Genomic DNA, 16,428 nt, shown 5'->3' with positions numbered 1-16,428 from the left:
CGCCATCGCGAGCAAGCTCGCTCCCACATGGGATTCGGTTGTACGCACAATTGCGGTACGACGCATAACCAATGTGGGAGCGAGCTTGCTCGCGATGGCGGCATCACCGACGACGCATTACTTCCAAGGCTTCGGCTCACCAAACAACTGCCCCTGAACCCCATACAACCCCATCTCACGAATAACCATCAACTCCCCTTCCGTCTCGACCCGCTCGGCAATCAACGGCAAATCGATGCTGTGCGCCGCCCGCTGAATCGCCTCGATGAACAGGCGCTTGTCGCTCTCCTGATCAATCGCCCGGATGTAACTGCCGTCGATCTTCAGATACGCCAACCCAAGCCGCGCCAGGTTACCGATCATGCTGAAGCGCCCGCCAAAGCGTTGCAGGCTCAGGGAGAACCCGAGTTCGTGCAGACGTCGCGTCAGCTCTTCCAGCATGGCTTGCTCCGGCAACTGCTCCTCACCGATTTCCAGGGTCAATCGCTCCCCGAGATCCGAATGCTGACGCAGGATTTCGAAGACTTTATTCAATGCCTGCGGATCGGCCAGCGTCGCTGAAGACAGGTTCAGCGCCAGCGACTCTTTATGGTCGGCCATCTGCTCAAGTACCAGCTCCAACATCAGCCGATCAAGCCGCGCGGTCCAGCCAAAGCGCTCGAGCCACGGCAGGAAGCGCCCGGCGGGAATGGTCTGGCCCTCGTCGTCGATCAAACGCGACAGCACCTTGTAATGCAGCACCAACTGCGTGTCCTGGGCAGCCACCACCGGCTGGAAGTACAGCTCGAAACGCTGCTGGCTCAACGCCTGTTCCAGTAAGTTGTGCCAGGCATGATGGTCGTCGCCGACGCTGGCCGACGCGCTGTGATCCAGGCAGACCCAGCTCGAATCGCCCTGGCCTTCCGCCTGAGCCAACGCCTGATCGCCCAACCCGAGAACCGCTTGCGGGGAGTCGCCATACACAAACGGCGCCAGCCCGATCGAGGCCACCGAGGCCACGTCGGTGGCGCCCGTCGCGTGCAGGCTCGCCAAGGCACTGTCGAGGTTCTGCGCCAGTTGCAGCGCTTCCTCGCGCACCAACCCCGGCGCCAGCACGGCGAACTCACCGCCGCGAATCCGCGTCACGAGGTTCAGGGTTTCCGGGTATTTGGCACACTCTCGGGACAACTGCTCGCCCACCGCTTTCAACAACTGGTCAGTGCGTTGACCGCCCAACCGCTGGTTCAACCCGGCCAGGTCCCTGACCCGCAATAGCAGCAAATAACCGGAACTCGCCTGCTCTGGATTGCTCACTCGGGCGTTCAGTTGCATTTCGAAATAGCGACGGTTGGCCAGCCCCGTCAGGTTGTCCTGATAGGACTCGGCCCGCAGTTTTTCACTGCGCTCGGCCTGTTCCTGGAACAGCGCCTTAAGCTTCTCGACCATCTGGTTCATGGCCTGCACGACTCGCCGCAGTTCCGGCGTGCGCGGCAGTTGCGGCAGGCTGAGGAATTCGCGGCGAGCGATGGCGTGGGATTGCTTGACCATGTAATCCAGCGGCTTCAGTTGCCGGCGCAACAACAGTGCGCCCAGCACCGCGCTCACCGCACCGCAGATCAGCAACCAGCCAAGACTGCCCAGCGCGCTCTGCCAGAGTTTGGCCAACGCGAACATCGGATGGCTGACCACCTCGACCCGCGCCGCCTGCTCCCAGCCACGGCTGACGAGGGCATCACCGCCGGCCGCTTCCAGCCCGATCATTTTGACGAACCAGTCCGGCACGTTGTTCACCGCGGGAATGCCGCTGCGCTCGACGATGGTCTGATCGGTCTTGAGATCGACCACGCGGATGCTCGCGTAATAACCGCTGTCGAAGATCGAACTGACCAGCAACTCGACCATCGCCGGGTCGTCGATGTTCGGTGTCAGGGACAGCGCCAATGCCGTCGCGGCATCCTGGGCGTGGGAGCGCAACTGGTTGACGTATTGGGTGCGCGAGCTTTCCAGGCTGACCACGAAGCTACCGGTGAAGGCGATCACCAGGAACAGACAGATAGCGATCAACAGCTGTTTGAACAAGGACATCTGAGCGCGTGCTCCTAGTTAGTCGTCTCGACCGGGAAACCTTCGGCCTGCATTTTCTTCAATACATCCTGCCAACGAGACAGGCGTTTGGTGTCACCGACTTTCTTGTTGCCCTTGGCGCCCGGCAACCACAACCCTTCGGCATTGAAAGAGTAGACCGGCAGCAAATCGGTTCGCTGGCTGGCCGGTTTGATCGCATCGATCAGGCTGTCGAGTACCAGCGGCATGGCTTCGGGGCTTGAGTAGTAGGTCAACACCATGTGCGCCCGATTCAGGCGCAAGGCCTTGACGTAAGTGATGCGTAGCTTGTCACTGGCGACGCCGAGATGACGCAGGCTGAAATACTTGGCGATCGCGTAATCTTCGCAATCGCCGGCGCCCTTCCACAGGGCCTCGATGGGTGTTTCCCAATAATCGACCTCGTGCCACAGGTCGATGTCTTCCTCGTAACGCATCTGCTTGTTGAAGAACTGGTTGACCACTTTAAGCTGTTCGAGCTCGCCAACTTGCTTTTGCGTGGCCAATAAGTGCTGCCAGGCGTCAATGCGTGGCTGCCCTTCGCCCAATGGCCCGTACAATGCCTGCGCGCGACGGCTGATCAGCGAAAAATCCCAATCGGCATGCAGCCCGCCCAGCATAACGCCGGCCAGCAGCAACGCGCAGCACAGCCAGCGCAAAGTCCGAGGGATCGCGAAACGTACCGCCAATGCGAGGCATCCAGGTCAGGCAGGTGGAAAGCGGTCGATGGTGCAGGTTAGCCCGATAAAAGACAATGGCACGGTGAGATCACTGCTGGCGCGCTAAACTTTGTATGGCAGGTGTCATTAAAAACATCGCGGCCACGTCAGGGCGAGCTTTTGTCCGTTTGACAACCTGTCAGGCAGTCACTAGGGTCCTCGTGGATCCAAATTCATTTCAGTCAAACAGGGTGCGTAGTTGTGACACAGAAGCCCAATCCTCTGAACAGCATCAAGGTCAACGGGCCGATTCCCGCTCATCTGGCACGCTCGGTGATCGAAGAAACCCTGCGTTCGGCCATTCTCGACGGTCGCATACCTTGCGGCACCGCCCTGCGTCAGCAAGATTTGGCCGATCTTTTCGGTGTCAGCCGCATGCCGGTGCGCGAAGCCTTGCGCCAGCTCGAAGCTCAGGCGCTGCTCAACGTCATCGCCCATAAAGGCGCCGTGGTCGCACCGCTGGTTCAGGGTGATGCCGTGGAAACCTACGCGCTGCGGATCCTGCTGGAATCCGAAGCGTTGCGCCTGTCGATCCCGTTACTGGTCAATGAGGATCTCGAACAGGCTGCCCGCTACATCGACGAACTGGAAACGCAAAACAACTACACCGAAATCGGCCGGCTCAATCGGCTCTTCCACATGGCGCTGTACTGCAAGGCGCCGAACCAACGGCTATTGAGGCTGGTGGAAGACGGGCTGAACGAAGAAGAGCGTTTCCTGCGCTTCAACCTGGAAGCCATGGGCCTGGGCAACCTGTCCCAGGAAGACCACCGGGCGCTGTTGCTGGCCGTCAAAGACCGGGACGTCGAGCGCGCGGTGAAGTTGCTCGAACAACACCTCAACCGGGGCGTCGAGGTCATCACACGCTACCTCAACAGCCCCGAAGCGCTGAACAAGAAAACCTCCAAGTAAACCGCGCCGGCAAGCCTGAGCGAGCAGATCGAACTGCTCGCTCTCGCTTGCCGCGCTGTGCTGCGCCCCTCTCCAAAGCCCTGCCCTCGAATTACCCCTCTCAAGACCAACAATGACTCCGAGTCGATGACGCGCCGGTGATAGCGGCTGTCGTGATTTACGCTCACTCTTGGGCTGCCAACAAACAATGAACGGGCGACGCACCGCACGAGCGGAGCAGTCCCCGCACCAAGAACCTACGGAAGGAGTCTTGCCACGGGAAAGGAAGAACCGACGTTGATCCCAGTCAACTTCCGCCCCCTCAATTCACTTCAACGATTCAGTTAGAAAGTTACTTCGAGTGAGGCATTCACTCTTTATTTTAATTCTGACTTATATAAGCCGGAAGGAGTAACTACATCCAAATAAAACTCAAATGAAAAGTTTTATTGGAACTTGTCGCGCGCGAGAAAGTTAAACTTTTAAATAATATAAAAATAACTTGCTCGACACTTTATTCATGTATTAGTTTTTCTCCGCCGCCTTGAACACTGGCGCCAGGCCGTCTCTTAACGACGTATTTCAACTTGCCCATATCAATTCGTTTGAGGCATCCGCTCGCCAGCAGAAAGCTTTAACTAACGATCGCTTATTCATTAAAACCCAACGGTATATCCAATTCACTTATAGGCTCGCCCATGAAATCGACTAAAGACCGCCTCAACCAGAAGAAAGCAGAACTTAGCGCTCATCCGATCTTTTCTGAAATCAACTCACTGTCGGTATTGCAACGTTTCATGGAAACCCATGTGTTTGCGGTATGGGATTTCATGTCACTGACCAAACGCCTGCAACAGGAACTGACCTGCGTCCAGCTGCCCTGGCTGCCACCGCGAGATCCGCAGGCGGCGCGTTTGATCAACGAGATCGTGCTGGGTGAAGAGTCCGATGATCGTCCGGCTCACGGTCACTACAGCCATTTCGAGTTGTACCTGGATGCGATGCGCGAAGTTGGCGCCAGCACGGTGGTGGTCGAACGCTTCGTCGCGCTGCAAAAAGAAGGCGTGAGTTACGACGTGGCACTGCAAAGCGTGGACGTCGATCCGGCGGCAGCGCAGTTCGTGCGCAACACGTTGCACACCGCGTTGCATGCGCCGGGGCACAGCGTTGCGGCGGCATTTCTGCATGGTCGCGAGAGCGTCATCCCGCAGATGTTCCAGCGAATTCTTGATGACTGGGGCATCGGCATCGAACAGGCGCCGACCTTCCGTTACTACCTCGAACGGCACATCGAAGTCGATTCCGAAGACCACGGCCCCGCCGCTGAAAAACTCCTCGCCCGACTGGTCAATGGCGATCCGCAACGCGAGGAAGACGTCTACGCCAGCGCCATCGCTGCCGTGGAAAGCCGCATCGCCCTGTGGGACGGCCTGCGCCTGAGCATGAGCGAACCGGTTGCCGAGGTGAACGCATGAACGCCGCCGACTACCAATCCTTCGCCGACGCCTGGGAAAGCCGCGCGACCATCCGTACCCGCCCCCGGCGCGTGCTGGAGAACGACGACAAGCTGATCTACCCATTGAGCCGCCAACCGTTGGTACTGAGCGAAACCTTCCTGCGCGAATGCCCGGATCAGCGCGACTTTGCGCTGGTGCAGACGCTCTACAAATTCATCAACGACGTGGTGATTTTCGAAACCGAAATCGTCGACAAGACCGCCCGCAGCATCGCCAAGAATCGCTTCGCCGTGGCCTTCCCGTTCGCCTGCCGCTACGACGCCATGACCGTGGTGGTGGACGAGGATTACCACGCACTCGTGGCGATGGATTTCATGCAACAGACCGTCGCCATGACCGGCATCACGCCCATCGAACTGCCAGATGAAATCGAGCTCAGCCGAGCCATTCCAGCGGCCGTGGCGCTCGCGCCGGAACACCTGCGCAGCGCCGTGGAATTGATCTGCGTGGCCATCGCCGAGAACACCGTGACCGGGGATGTTGCGGCGTTCGCCAAGGACGACACGGTCAAGCAGTCGATCAAGGGCCTGATGGCCGACCACTTGCTCGACGAAGGTCGCCACTCCGGATTCTGGGCGCGGCTGGTGCGCATCTACTGGCACACCGCGAGCGAAGACGACCGCCGGTGCATCGCGCAGATCCTGCCGGTGTTCATTAGCCATTACCTGACCAACGACATCCAGAAGTCGTTCGACTTCCGGCTGATCGATTCCTTGCAGATCAGCGATGGCGCGCGCCACGCACTGAAGAGCGAAGTGTCGGGGCTGGCCTTCCCGATCAATCGCCATCACCCGCTGGTCGCCAACATCGTGCGGTTTTTCCGCAGCAGTTCGCTGCTCGATTCGGCGTGCGTGCAAGACGCCCTCAGCGATTACCTGGTTTAACGAGGAGCCATCATGAGACGTCTCGACATTCTGCTCATCGGACACAGCCAGGCCTTGACCGACCTGGCGCTGGAACTTGAACAACATGGTCATTCTCTGGTGCGCCTGACAGCCGTCGACGAGCAGCCTTTGGGTAACGCTGATTTGCTGATCGACGACGCCAGCCTGCCTGTTCAAGACGTCGGCGATACGCCGCGACTGACGCTGCAGCTGGGTATCGGTGTGCCTGGGGTTTCTGGCCTGCCGCCGCTGGACGTGCTGTGCACGTACGGTTCAACGCTGTTCACTCGCGTGCCGATCACCGACGAACCTTCGGGCAACGGCCAGGCATTGCGCCTGCGAGCAGTGGCAGAACTGGTCGATCACGTGGCGCTGCTGGTCAGCCGTTTCTCTCGCGATGCCGACTATTTTCTATTGGCCGGTACTGCTGCTCCCACTTGCTTCGAGCACGTGGAAAACCTGCTCTATTTGGAGAACCTCGCGTTTTTCCATCAGCTCAATCTCACGGAAGCACCCGCGCTGCTGGCGCTCAGCCAAATCCCGATGATCGAGCGCCTTGAGCGGCGTTTCATCCAGTGTGCTGAACGACCCGCGCTGAACATTGCCGGCTCATCCCTGAGCTATCGGCATTTGCACGCCCACAGCCGCGCCATCCAGCAGCGTTTGCAGCCGTTGATCGCTCAGCGTCACGGGCCGTTGGTGATCGGAATCTGCCTGCCAAAATGCAGCGCGTTGTATGCGGGGATTCTCGCGATTCTTGGCAGTGGCGCGGTGTACCTGCCGCTGGAACCGAGCCATCCCTTGCAACGTCAGCAGTACATTCTGGAAAACGCCGGGGCAGTGTTTTTGCTGCATGACGGTGAGCATCCGCTCGCGGCGCAAATGCCGGGACTCGACATCAGCCGCATCGACATCGGTGACGTGGATCTCGATCAACCCTTGATGCGCCAACGACCCGATCCAGACGCGCCGTGCATGGCGCTCTACACCTCGGGCACCACCGGCCATCCCAAAGGCGTGTTGCTCAGCCAGGCCAACCTCGCGCACTTCACCGCGTGGTACGCCGACTATGTGCAGCTGACCGAACAGAGCCGGGTACTGCAGTTTTCGTCGTTGAGTTTCGACTCGTCGCTGATCGATATCTTCCCGACCCTGCTCCAGGGCGCCGAACTGATCGTGCCCGGCGACGATCAGCGCCGCGACCCGTTGCAACTGGTCGAGCTGATCCGCCATCAACAACTGAGCCATGCCTTTTTGCCGCCGGCGTTGTTGAGCATCCTGCCGCTGGATCAATTGCAATGCCTCGATCACGTGATGACCGGCGGCGATGTCTGCGAACCCTACGTCATCGAGCAGCTCACCCGTCAGGGCAACCTCTACAACCTCTATGGCCCGACCGAAGCGACGGTGTTGATTACCGCGCGGCAACTGCGCGACGGCGACAGCAACCGCACCCTCGGCGCGCCTATCGCTAACAGTCAGGTGTTGATTCTCGATGAGGATTTTCAACCGGTGGCCGAACAGACTGTCGGTGAGTTGTACATCGTCGGGCCGGGCGTGTGCCTGGGGTATCTGAACAACCCGCAGCAGACCGCTGAACGTTATCTGAACCTGAGCCTGCCGAATGGCCAGAGCCTGCGCGCCTACCGCACTGGCGACATGGCGAAGTGGACCCGCGACGGCATCGAGCTGTGCGGGCGGCGCGACAATCAGGTGAAGATTCGCGGCTTTCGGGTCGAGCCGGAAGAGATCGAGCGCTGCCTGCGCGACAGTCAGTTGTACCGCCAGGTGGCGGTGGTTATCGACAGCCAGCGCCGGATTCTGGCCTTCCTCGCGCAGCCTCAGGAGGATCAACCCGGCACCGCTCGCGAAGCGCTGAAAGCTCACTCGATACAGTTTCTGCCGGATTACATGCAGCCCACAGCGTGGACCGAACTGCCGAACATGCCGTTCGCCAGCAACGGCAAGGTCGACCGCAAGGCGCTGCTGGCGATGCCCGTGAATGTGTCCGAAAACACGCTGCGGCGCTTGCCCGCCAGTGTCGATGAGGCGCTGTTGCTGGAGATCTGGGCCGAGCTGCTGGAGCTGCCGGCCAGCGATATTTCCACCGACGAAAGCTTCTTCAATCTGGGCGGCCACTCGATCCTGCTGTCGCGCATGTTGTTGCGTCTGCGTGAGGAATTCGGTCGCAGCATCTCGATCAACCGCTTCATCGAATTGCCGACCATCACCAAGTTGGCGACCTTGGTGCGCGGCTCCGGCACCGAAGAGGTATTGAGCGAAAAAGCCTTGGCCGATGCCTTCCGCGAACTGGATATCCAGCCGTTGCCAGTCAACCGCATGGGCGATGTGCACAAGGTGATCGTTACCGGCGCCAACAGCTTTGTCGGCGTGCACATCGTCGAAGCGTTGCTCGCCTGGGGCGCCAGCGAAGTCGCCTGCCTGGTGCGCGACGGCGGTGGGCAATCAGCGGCCGAGCGGTTTACCCATGCACTGCGAGAAAACCGTCTGGAGCATCTGGACCTGAGTCGGGTGCGGGTTTATGCGGCGGACATTACGCGTCCGTCATTGGGGCTCGAAGCGGATGTTTACGAGCGACTGGATCGGCAGTTCGGCGCGTTGGTGCATAACGCCGCCAACGTCAATCACGTACTCGATTACGAGTCGCTGGCGCGGGACAACGTCGAGCCGATTTTCGAGTGCCTTCGGTTGTGCGAAGGGCGCAGCAAGAAGATCTTCAACTTCGTCTCGACGCTCTCGGCTTCCAGCACGATTGCCGCCGATGGACGGGTGCTGGAATTGCCCGCCGCGCAGACCCCGCCGATCTACATCAAGAACGGCTACAACCTGTCCAAATGGGTCGGTGAGCGGATCCTCGAACGCGCTCGCGAACGTGGCGTACGGGTCAATCTTTACCGCCCCGGCAACATCAGTTTCAACAGCCTCACCGGTGTCTGCCAGCCTCACAAAAATCGCTTGATGCTGATGCTCAAAGGCTCGATCCAGCTCGGCCAGGTGCCGGAATTCGCGCTGAATTTCGACCTGATGCCGGTGGACTTTCTAGCCCGCTTCATCGCCTTCCATGCCAGCCGTTATTCAGCCGAAAAAGCGGTGTTCAACCTGCACAACCCCGAGCCTCTGAGCTGGGACAACTACGTCGCGTCATTTCGTGAGGCGGGTCGGAAGTTTTCCATGGTCAGCGTCGCCGACTGGCAGCAGCAACTGGGCCGGGTCGACAGCGACAACGCGTTGTTCGGCGTGCTTGGTTTCTACCTAAACGGCTTCGAGGAAGACATCGGCGACATCTCAATGATCGGCCACGCCAACGCCCAGGCGGGCGTACGGCAGATGGGCGCGCATTACCCGGAAAAATCCCCGGCGCTGCTACGTCGCGGCTGCGATTACCTGAAAGAAATCAACTTCATCTGATTCAACCCAACCCCAAGAATGGAGCAAGACCATGAGCACTCTGCAACCCGATACCCTGATCAAGAATCCTCAAGGCTGCCACGTGGTGTCCTCGGTGGAAGTGCCGGCCGATGCCAAGAAGGTCTGGGCGGTGGTCGGTAACTTTGCCGGCTTCGATCAATTCATTCCGGCGCTGTCGCACATCGAGATGACCGGTGAAGGCGTGTCGTCCCTGCGCAAGAAATTCTTCAAGGACGGCAACCTGGTGGTCGAGCAACTCAACTCCCGGGATGACCAGGCGCTGAACATGACCTGGACCACAATTTACAACACCTTGGGCGTGGCCAATTTGTGGGCGGCGATGAGTGTTGAACCGTTGGGCGCGGGCAAATCCCGAGCGACCTGGACCATCATCGCCGAACCCGCACAGGGCGGCGCGGAGGCGTTGCCGGGGTTCACGGATTTCGTGCAGGGTTTTGCCGATGACTCGATGAATAATGTGCAGAAGCTGTTTGCGTAAGGCATGAAAAAGCCCGCTGTGGATCACTCCACAGCGGGCTTCTTTTACATCGTTTGATCAGATCTTGAAGCTATCAACCAACTGCTTCAACCGGTTCGCCTGCAGGGACAACGCATCGCAATCCTTCAACGTTTCATTGAGGTTGGCCACGCTTTGCTGGTTCAGCAGGTTGATCTGGTTAACGTCGACGTTGAGGGTTTCCACAACCGCCGTCTGCTCTTCGGTCGCCGCGGCCACCGACTGGTTCATACCGTCGATTTCGCCGATGCGCTGGGTCACGCTGACCAGTCGCAGACCGGCCTGGTTCGCCACTTCGACGCTCTGCTCGCTGGAGACCTGACTGGCGTTCATGGTGGTCACCGCTTCACGAGAACCGATCTGCAGCGAGGTGATCATCTTGTGGATCTCCTCCGCCGATTCCTGAGTACGGTGAGCGAGGTTACGCACCTCGTCCGCCACCACCGCAAAACCACGACCGGCTTCACCAGCGCGGGCCGCTTCGATGGCCGCGTTGAGCGCGAGCAAGTTGGTCTGCTGGGAGATGCCTTTGATCACATCCAGAATGTGCCCGATGTTGTCGGTGCTGGCATTCAGGGTTTCGATCTGCGTGCAGGACAGGCTGATTTTCTGCGACAACTCGGTCATCGCCAGAATGGTTTTCTCCACCACCTGACGACCGTCATCGGCCTGCTCGCTCGCGCCGCTGGCGTGTTGGGAAGCATCGGCGGCGTTGCGGGCGATTTCCTGGGTGGCGGCGCCCAACTGGTTGATCGCCGCGGCCACACTGTTGGTGCGGGCGCTTTGCTCGTCGGAACCGACGATCGAGGCGTTGGACGAAGCCATCACCCGCTGCGACAGGTCGTGAACCTGGCGGGTGGCCGACGACACTTCGGAAATCGACGCGTGAATTCGCTCCACGAACTGATTGAACGAACCACCAAGCTCACCGAACTCGTCTTTGCTTTCCACAACCAGACGCCGGGTCAGGTCGCCCTCGCCTTGAGCGATGTCCTGCATCGCACGGCTCATGGTGGTCAGCGGACGCATCAGCACGTTGATCAGCAGGCTCAGCAGCACGGCAATGGCCGTCACGGCGATGAACATCGCGATCAGCGCAGAAGTGCGGAACTGGCTGAGTGGCGCGTAGGCCTTGTCCTTGTCGATCGACAGACCGATGTACCACTCGGCATTCGGCAAACCACTGACCGGAGTAAACGAAAGGATGCGGTCCTGCTTGTTCAGGGTGACTTCCTGATTGCCCTTCTCGATGCGCACCCCGGCGTTCGGGTAGATGTCCTTCAGGTTTTTCATCACTTGGTCTTTGTCCGGGCTGACGATCACCTGACCGTCGGCGCTGACCAGGAATGCGTGGCCGATGCCACCGAAATCCACCGAGTTAATGATCTTCACCAGCGTTTCCAGGCTCAGGTCACCACCGACCACACCGAGTAACTCGCCGTTCTTTTTCACCGGCAGGGCGATGGTCACCACCAGGCCACCGACGGCAGCCATGTAAGGCGGGGTCAGCATGGTCTTGTCGGCAGCCACAGCCTGTTTGTACCAGGGACGCTGACGCGGATCGTAACCGTCAGGCATCTTCGCGTCCGGGCGCTGAGTAAACACGCCGTTGGCCTGGCCCACGTAGGTGAACTGGAAGTTCGAGGTCAGGGCCGGTTGACTGACCAGCCCCGGGAGGTCGGCATTGGCACCTTGATGGGCGACGTTTTGCGCGAGGTTTTCCAGTACCAGCACACGGCCGCTCATCCAGTTCTGCACGCTGCTGGCGGTCAGATCGCCGGCCTGCTGGACGCTGGATTCAAGGTTTTGACGGATGGTGTTTCGCTGCAGATAGTCGTTGTACAAAGTGAACAACGCAAAAGCCAGCACCACGACGCCGGAGGCGGCCAGAAGGATTTTATGGCTGAATTTGAGATTCATTTCATGGGACTTCTTATGCAAAAAGTGGGGATGCGTTCCGGGTTGCAACATTCCAAGTAACAGCGCAGGCAGGGCTCTGGGGCCGCTCTACTTTGGTGCACGCATGTCTCATCAGGCTGTCGGCACAAACCGGAGAAAACTTAGGCGTTTGTACGAAATGGTCGGTATTCGTATCAGATACCCGCCGAACGGCGTGCCAGAGCGCCTGATCAGCCCCTTTGTGATGACGGTTGTTCGTGCGGCAGTTACAAATTCCCCGCGCCTTTCTGTGAAGGATTGCCTGTGGTCTGGTGATCGACCATTAGCGCCGTGAAAAAACGAACGCGCCCGCCTGGAATCATCGCCCATTTACCCGAGTCCAAAACTCGGAATGTCGAAGCGCGGGAATTAGTGCTTGAGTTGCTGGAAAGCGCCGAGCAAATGGGTTTGTCTCTGCGTTCAGTGGAGCGCTACGCGGCCGACGCGCGGTATCGCTGATGCCTGTAGATAACCTGTCGCTGAAACGGCGCGGTGAACCGCATCAGCAGGTGCTGCATCTCGCCCATTTACAGCTGATTGCCCTTTTGAGCGTTTAGCGAACCCAGAACGACAAAACCCCTACCTGCATACGCAGATAGGGGTTTCGGAATTTAATCTTGACGATGACCTACTCTCACATGGGGAAACCCCACACTACCATCGGCGATGCATCGTTTCACTGCTGAGTTCGGGATGGGATCAGGTGGTTCCAATGCTCTATGGTCGTCAAGAAATTCTGTGACCAGCCCGTTACAGCGTAACGTGCCAGCAAAACTGGTGACTTCTACTAAAACAAAACCCCTACCTGCATACGCAGATAGGGGTTTCGGAATTTAATCTTGACGATGACCTACTCTCACATGGGGAAACCCCACACTACCATCGGCGATGCATCGTTTCACTGCTGAGTTCGGGATGGGATCAGGTGGTTCCAATGCTCTATGGTCGTCAAGAAATTCGGGTACTGAGTCGCGACCTGTTGGTCTCGCTTCAGCAAATTGGGTATGTGACAGCAGGTGTTTTGTGAGTATCTCGAACTTTCGGTTCGTTTCGTCTTCACACACCGCAATCTGGCCTCTTTCGTTTCTTCAACTAGGAGCATCAAATTGCTTGGGTGTTATATGGTCAAGCCTCACGGGCAATTAGTATTGGTTAGCTCAACGCCTCACAGCGCTTACACACCCAACCTATCAACGTCGTAGTCTTCGACGGCCCTTCAGGGGACTCAAGGTCCCAGTGAGATCTCATCTTGAGGCTAGTTTCCCGCTTAGATGCTTTCAGCGGTTATCTATTCCGAACATAGCTACCCGGCAATGCCACTGGCGTGACAACCGGAACACCAGAGGTTCGTCCACTCCGGTCCTCTCGTACTAGGAGCAGCCCCTCTCAAATCTCAAACGTCCACGGCAGATAGGGACCGAACTGTCTCACGACGTTCTAAACCCAGCTCGCGTACCACTTTAAATGGCGAACAGCCATACCCTTGGGACCGGCTTCAGCCCCAGGATGTGATGAGCCGACATCGAGGTGCCAAACACCGCCGTCGATATGAACTCTTGGGCGGTATCAGCCTGTTATCCCCGGAGTACCTTTTATCCGTTGAGCGATGGCCCTTCCATACAGAACCACCGGATCACTAAGACCTACTTTCGTACCTGCTCGACGTGTCTGTCTCGCAGTCAAGCGCGCTTTTGCCTTTATACTCTACGACCGATTTCCGACCGGTCTGAGCGCACCTTCGTACTCCTCCGTTACTCTTTAGGAGGAGACCGCCCCAGTCAAACTACCCACCATACACTGTCCTCGATCCGGATAACGGACCTGAGTTAGAACCTCAAAGTTGCCAGGGTGGTATTTCAAGGTTGGCTCCACGCGAACTGGCGTCCACGCTTCAAAGCCTCCCACCTATCCTACACAAGCAAATTCAAAGTCCAGTGCAAAGCTATAGTAAAGGTTCACGGGGTCTTTCCGTCTAGCCGCGGATACACTGCATCTTCACAGCGATTTCAATTTCACTGAGTCTCGGGTGGAGACAGCGCCGCCATCGTTACGCCATTCGTGCAGGTCGGAACTTACCCGACAAGGAATTTCGCTACCTTAGGACCGTTATAGTTACGGCCGCCGTTTACCGGGGCTTCGATCAAGAGCTTCGCGTTAGCTAACCCCATCAATTAACCTTCCGGCACCGGGCAGGCGTCACACCCTATACGTCCACTTTCGTGTTTGCAGAGTGCTGTGTTTTTAATAAACAGTCGCAGCGGCCTGGTATCTTCGACCGGCATGGGCTTACGCAGTAAATGCTTCACCCTCACCGGCGCACCTTCTCCCGAAGTTACGGTGCCATTTTGCCTAGTTCCTTCACCCGAGTTCTCTCAAGCGCCTTGGTATTCTCTACCCAACCACCTGTGTCGGTTTGGGGTACGGTTCCTGGTTACCTGAAGCTTAGAAGCTTTTCTTGGAAGCATGGCATCAACCACTTCGTCACCCAAAGGGTAACTCGTCATCAGCTCTCGGCCTTAGAATCCCGGATTTACCTAAGATTCCAGCCTACCACCTTAAACTTGGACAACCAACGCCAAGCTGGCCTAGCCTTCTCCGTCCCTCCATCGCAATAACCAGAAGTACAGGAATATTAACCTGTTTTCCATCGACTACGCTTTTCAGCCTCGCCTTAGGGACCGACTAACCCTGCGTCGATTAACGTTGCGCAGGAAACCTTGGTCTTTCGGCGTGGGTGTTTTTCACACCCATTGTCGTTACTCATGTCAGCATTCGCACTTCTGATACCTCCAGCAAGCTTCTCAACTCACCTTCACAGGCTTACAGAACGCTCCTCTACCGCATCACCTAAGTGATACCCGTAGCTTCGGTGTATGGTTTGAGCCCCGTTACATCTTCCGCGCAGGCCGACTCGACTAGTGAGCTATTACGCTTTCTTTAAAGGGTGGCTGCTTCTAAGCCAACCTCCTAGCTGTCTAAGCCTTCCCACATCGTTTCCCACTTAACCATAACTTTGGGACCTTAGCTGACGGTCTGGGTTGTTTCCCTTTTCACGACGGACGTTAGCACCCGCCGTGTGTCTCCCATGCTCGGCACTTGTAGGTATTCGGAGTTTGCATCGGTTTGGTAAGTCGGGATGACCCCCTAGCCGAAACAGTGCTCTACCCCCTACAGTGATACATGAGGCGCTACCTAAATAGCTTTCGAGGAGAACCAGCTATCTCCGAGCTTGATTAGCCTTTCACTCCGATCCACAGGTCATCCGCTAACTTTTCAACGGTAGTCGGTTCGGTCCTCCAGTTAGTGTTACCCAACCTTCAACCTGCCCATGGATAGATCGCCCGGTTTCGGGTCTATTCCCAGCGACTAGACGCCCTATTAAGACTCGCTTTCGCTACGCCTCCCCTATTCGGTTAAGCTCGCCACTGAAAATAAGTCGCTGACCCATTATACAAAAGGTACGCAGTCACCCAACAAAGTGGGCTCCCACTGCTTGTACGCATACGGTTTCAGGATCTATTTCACTCCCCTCTCCGGGGTTCTTTTCGCCTTTCCCTCACGGTACTAGTTCACTATCGGTCAGTCAGTAGTATTTAGCCTTGGAGGATGGTCCCCCCATATTCAGACAAAGTTTCTCGTGCTCCGTCCTACTCGATTTCATGACTAAGAGATTTTCGCGTACAGGGCTATCACCCACTATGGCCGCACTTTCCAGAGCGTTCCGCTAATCTCAAAGCCACTTAAGGGCTAGTCCCCGTTCGCTCGCCACTACTAAGGGAATCTCGGTTGATTTCTTTTCCTCAGGGTACTTAGATGTTTCAGTTCCCCTGGTTCGCCTCTTAAGCCTATGTATTCAGCTTAAGATAACCATCTTATGATGGCTGGGTTCCCCCATTCAGACATCTCCGGATCAAAGTCTGTTTGCCGACTCCCCGAAGCTTTTCGCAGGCTACCACGTCTTTCATCGCCTCTGACTGCCAAGGCATCCACCGTATGCGCTTCTTCACTTGACCATATAACCCCAAGCAATCTGGTTATACTGTGAAGACGACATTCGCCGAAAATTCGCAATTACTCACAAATTTTACCTTAGCCTGTAACAACACCAGTGAAAGTGCTGTCCAGTCTATCTTTCTATCACATACCCAAATTTTTAAAGAACGATCTAATCTTAAAGATCAGAAATCAACATTCACCATCGTCACGATGGAATGCTCATTTCTAAGCTTTACAATACAGAAGCAGTTAGTGGTGGAGCCAAACGGGATCGAACCGTTGACCTCCTGCGTGCAAGGCAGGCGCTCTCCCAGCTGAGCTATGGCCCCGTATTTCTACAGGTTCCCACACAAAATTGGTGGGTCTGGGCAGATTCGAACTGCCGACCTCACCCTTATCAGGGGTGCGCTCTAACCAACTGAGCTACAGACCCAATTTCGGGCTGCTTCTTATCG

The 16,428-nt window shown here is 57.3% G+C and carries 8 protein-coding genes, 2 tRNA genes, 3 rRNA genes and 1 pseudogene; 6 read left to right on the top strand and 8 right to left on the bottom strand.

Going from position 1 to position 16,428, the window contains the following annotated elements:
• Positions 1-117: 117 nt before the first annotated feature.
• Positions 118-2,064, bottom strand: coding sequence for a cyclic di-GMP receptor LapD (gene lapD, locus ACYZTZ_RS28775; RefSeq protein ID WP_462000386.1), 1,947 nt, complete (start codon positions 2,062-2,064; stop codon positions 118-120).
• Between the two features lie 14 nt (positions 2,065-2,078).
• Positions 2,079-2,771: a cysteine protease LapG gene (gene lapG / locus ACYZTZ_RS28770; protein WP_462000385.1), complete on the bottom strand. Its 693-nt coding sequence runs from the start codon at positions 2,769-2,771 to the stop codon at positions 2,079-2,081.
• Positions 2,772-3,002: 231 nt separating this feature from the next.
• Here lapG and ACYZTZ_RS28765 point away from each other — a divergent pair, with 231 nt between their 5' ends.
• The 5 genes from ACYZTZ_RS28765 (at position 3,003) to ACYZTZ_RS28745 (ending at position 10,021) form a co-directional block, all read left to right on the top strand.
• Positions 3,003-3,713: a GntR family transcriptional regulator gene (locus ACYZTZ_RS28765; RefSeq protein ID WP_462000384.1), complete on the top strand. Its 711-nt coding sequence runs from the start codon at positions 3,003-3,005 to the stop codon at positions 3,711-3,713.
• Between the two features lie 677 nt (positions 3,714-4,390).
• Positions 4,391-5,167, top strand: a complete 777-nt coding sequence (locus tag ACYZTZ_RS28760; RefSeq protein WP_462000383.1) for a DUF3050 domain-containing protein — start codon at positions 4,391-4,393, stop codon at positions 5,165-5,167.
• Positions 5,164-6,093: a diiron oxygenase gene (locus ACYZTZ_RS28755; protein WP_462000382.1), complete on the top strand. Its 930-nt coding sequence runs from the start codon at positions 5,164-5,166 to the stop codon at positions 6,091-6,093. The genes ACYZTZ_RS28760 and ACYZTZ_RS28755 overlap by 4 nt, the downstream gene beginning before the upstream one ends.
• 12 nt (positions 6,094-6,105) lie before the next feature.
• Positions 6,106-9,522, top strand: a complete 3,417-nt coding sequence (locus ACYZTZ_RS28750; protein ID WP_462000381.1) for an amino acid adenylation domain-containing protein — start codon at positions 6,106-6,108, stop codon at positions 9,520-9,522.
• 31 nt (positions 9,523-9,553) lie between these two features.
• Positions 9,554-10,021, top strand: coding sequence for an SRPBCC family protein (locus ACYZTZ_RS28745; protein ID WP_462000380.1), 468 nt, complete (start codon positions 9,554-9,556; stop codon positions 10,019-10,021).
• Between the two features lie 57 nt (positions 10,022-10,078).
• Here ACYZTZ_RS28745 and ACYZTZ_RS28740 read toward each other — a convergent pair whose 3' ends face one another.
• Positions 10,079-11,959: a methyl-accepting chemotaxis protein gene (locus tag ACYZTZ_RS28740; RefSeq protein ID WP_462000379.1), complete on the bottom strand. Its 1,881-nt coding sequence runs from the start codon at positions 11,957-11,959 to the stop codon at positions 10,079-10,081.
• Positions 11,960-12,195: 236 nt separating this feature from the next.
• Here ACYZTZ_RS28740 and ACYZTZ_RS28735 point away from each other — a divergent pair.
• Positions 12,196-12,436, top strand: a pseudogene (locus ACYZTZ_RS28735) (sigma-70 family RNA polymerase sigma factor); the annotation flags it as partial.
• Positions 12,437-12,592: 156 nt separating this feature from the next.
• Here the strand turns inward: ACYZTZ_RS28735 and rrf (ACYZTZ_RS28730) are convergent.
• The 5 genes from rrf (ACYZTZ_RS28730) to ACYZTZ_RS28710 all read right to left on the bottom strand — a co-directional run bounded on the left by rrf (ACYZTZ_RS28730) (position 12,593) and on the right by ACYZTZ_RS28710 (position 16,406).
• A 5S ribosomal RNA gene (gene rrf / locus ACYZTZ_RS28730) occupies positions 12,593-12,708 on the bottom strand.
• 106 nt (positions 12,709-12,814) lie between these two features.
• A 5S ribosomal RNA gene (gene rrf / locus ACYZTZ_RS28725) occupies positions 12,815-12,930 on the bottom strand.
• 168 nt (positions 12,931-13,098) lie between these two features.
• Positions 13,099-15,990, bottom strand: a 23S ribosomal RNA gene (locus tag ACYZTZ_RS28720).
• A gap of 236 nt (positions 15,991-16,226) precedes the next feature.
• Positions 16,227-16,302: transfer RNA gene (locus ACYZTZ_RS28715), tRNA-Ala, on the bottom strand.
• A gap of 27 nt (positions 16,303-16,329) precedes the next feature.
• Positions 16,330-16,406, bottom strand: a tRNA-Ile gene (locus tag ACYZTZ_RS28710).
• Positions 16,407-16,428: the final 22 nt, after the last annotated feature.

The organism is Pseudomonas sp. LB3P58 (assembly GCF_054897895.1).
The sequence above is the reverse complement of the archived record's forward strand: the minus strand, read 5'-3'. Positions and strand labels throughout refer to the sequence as shown.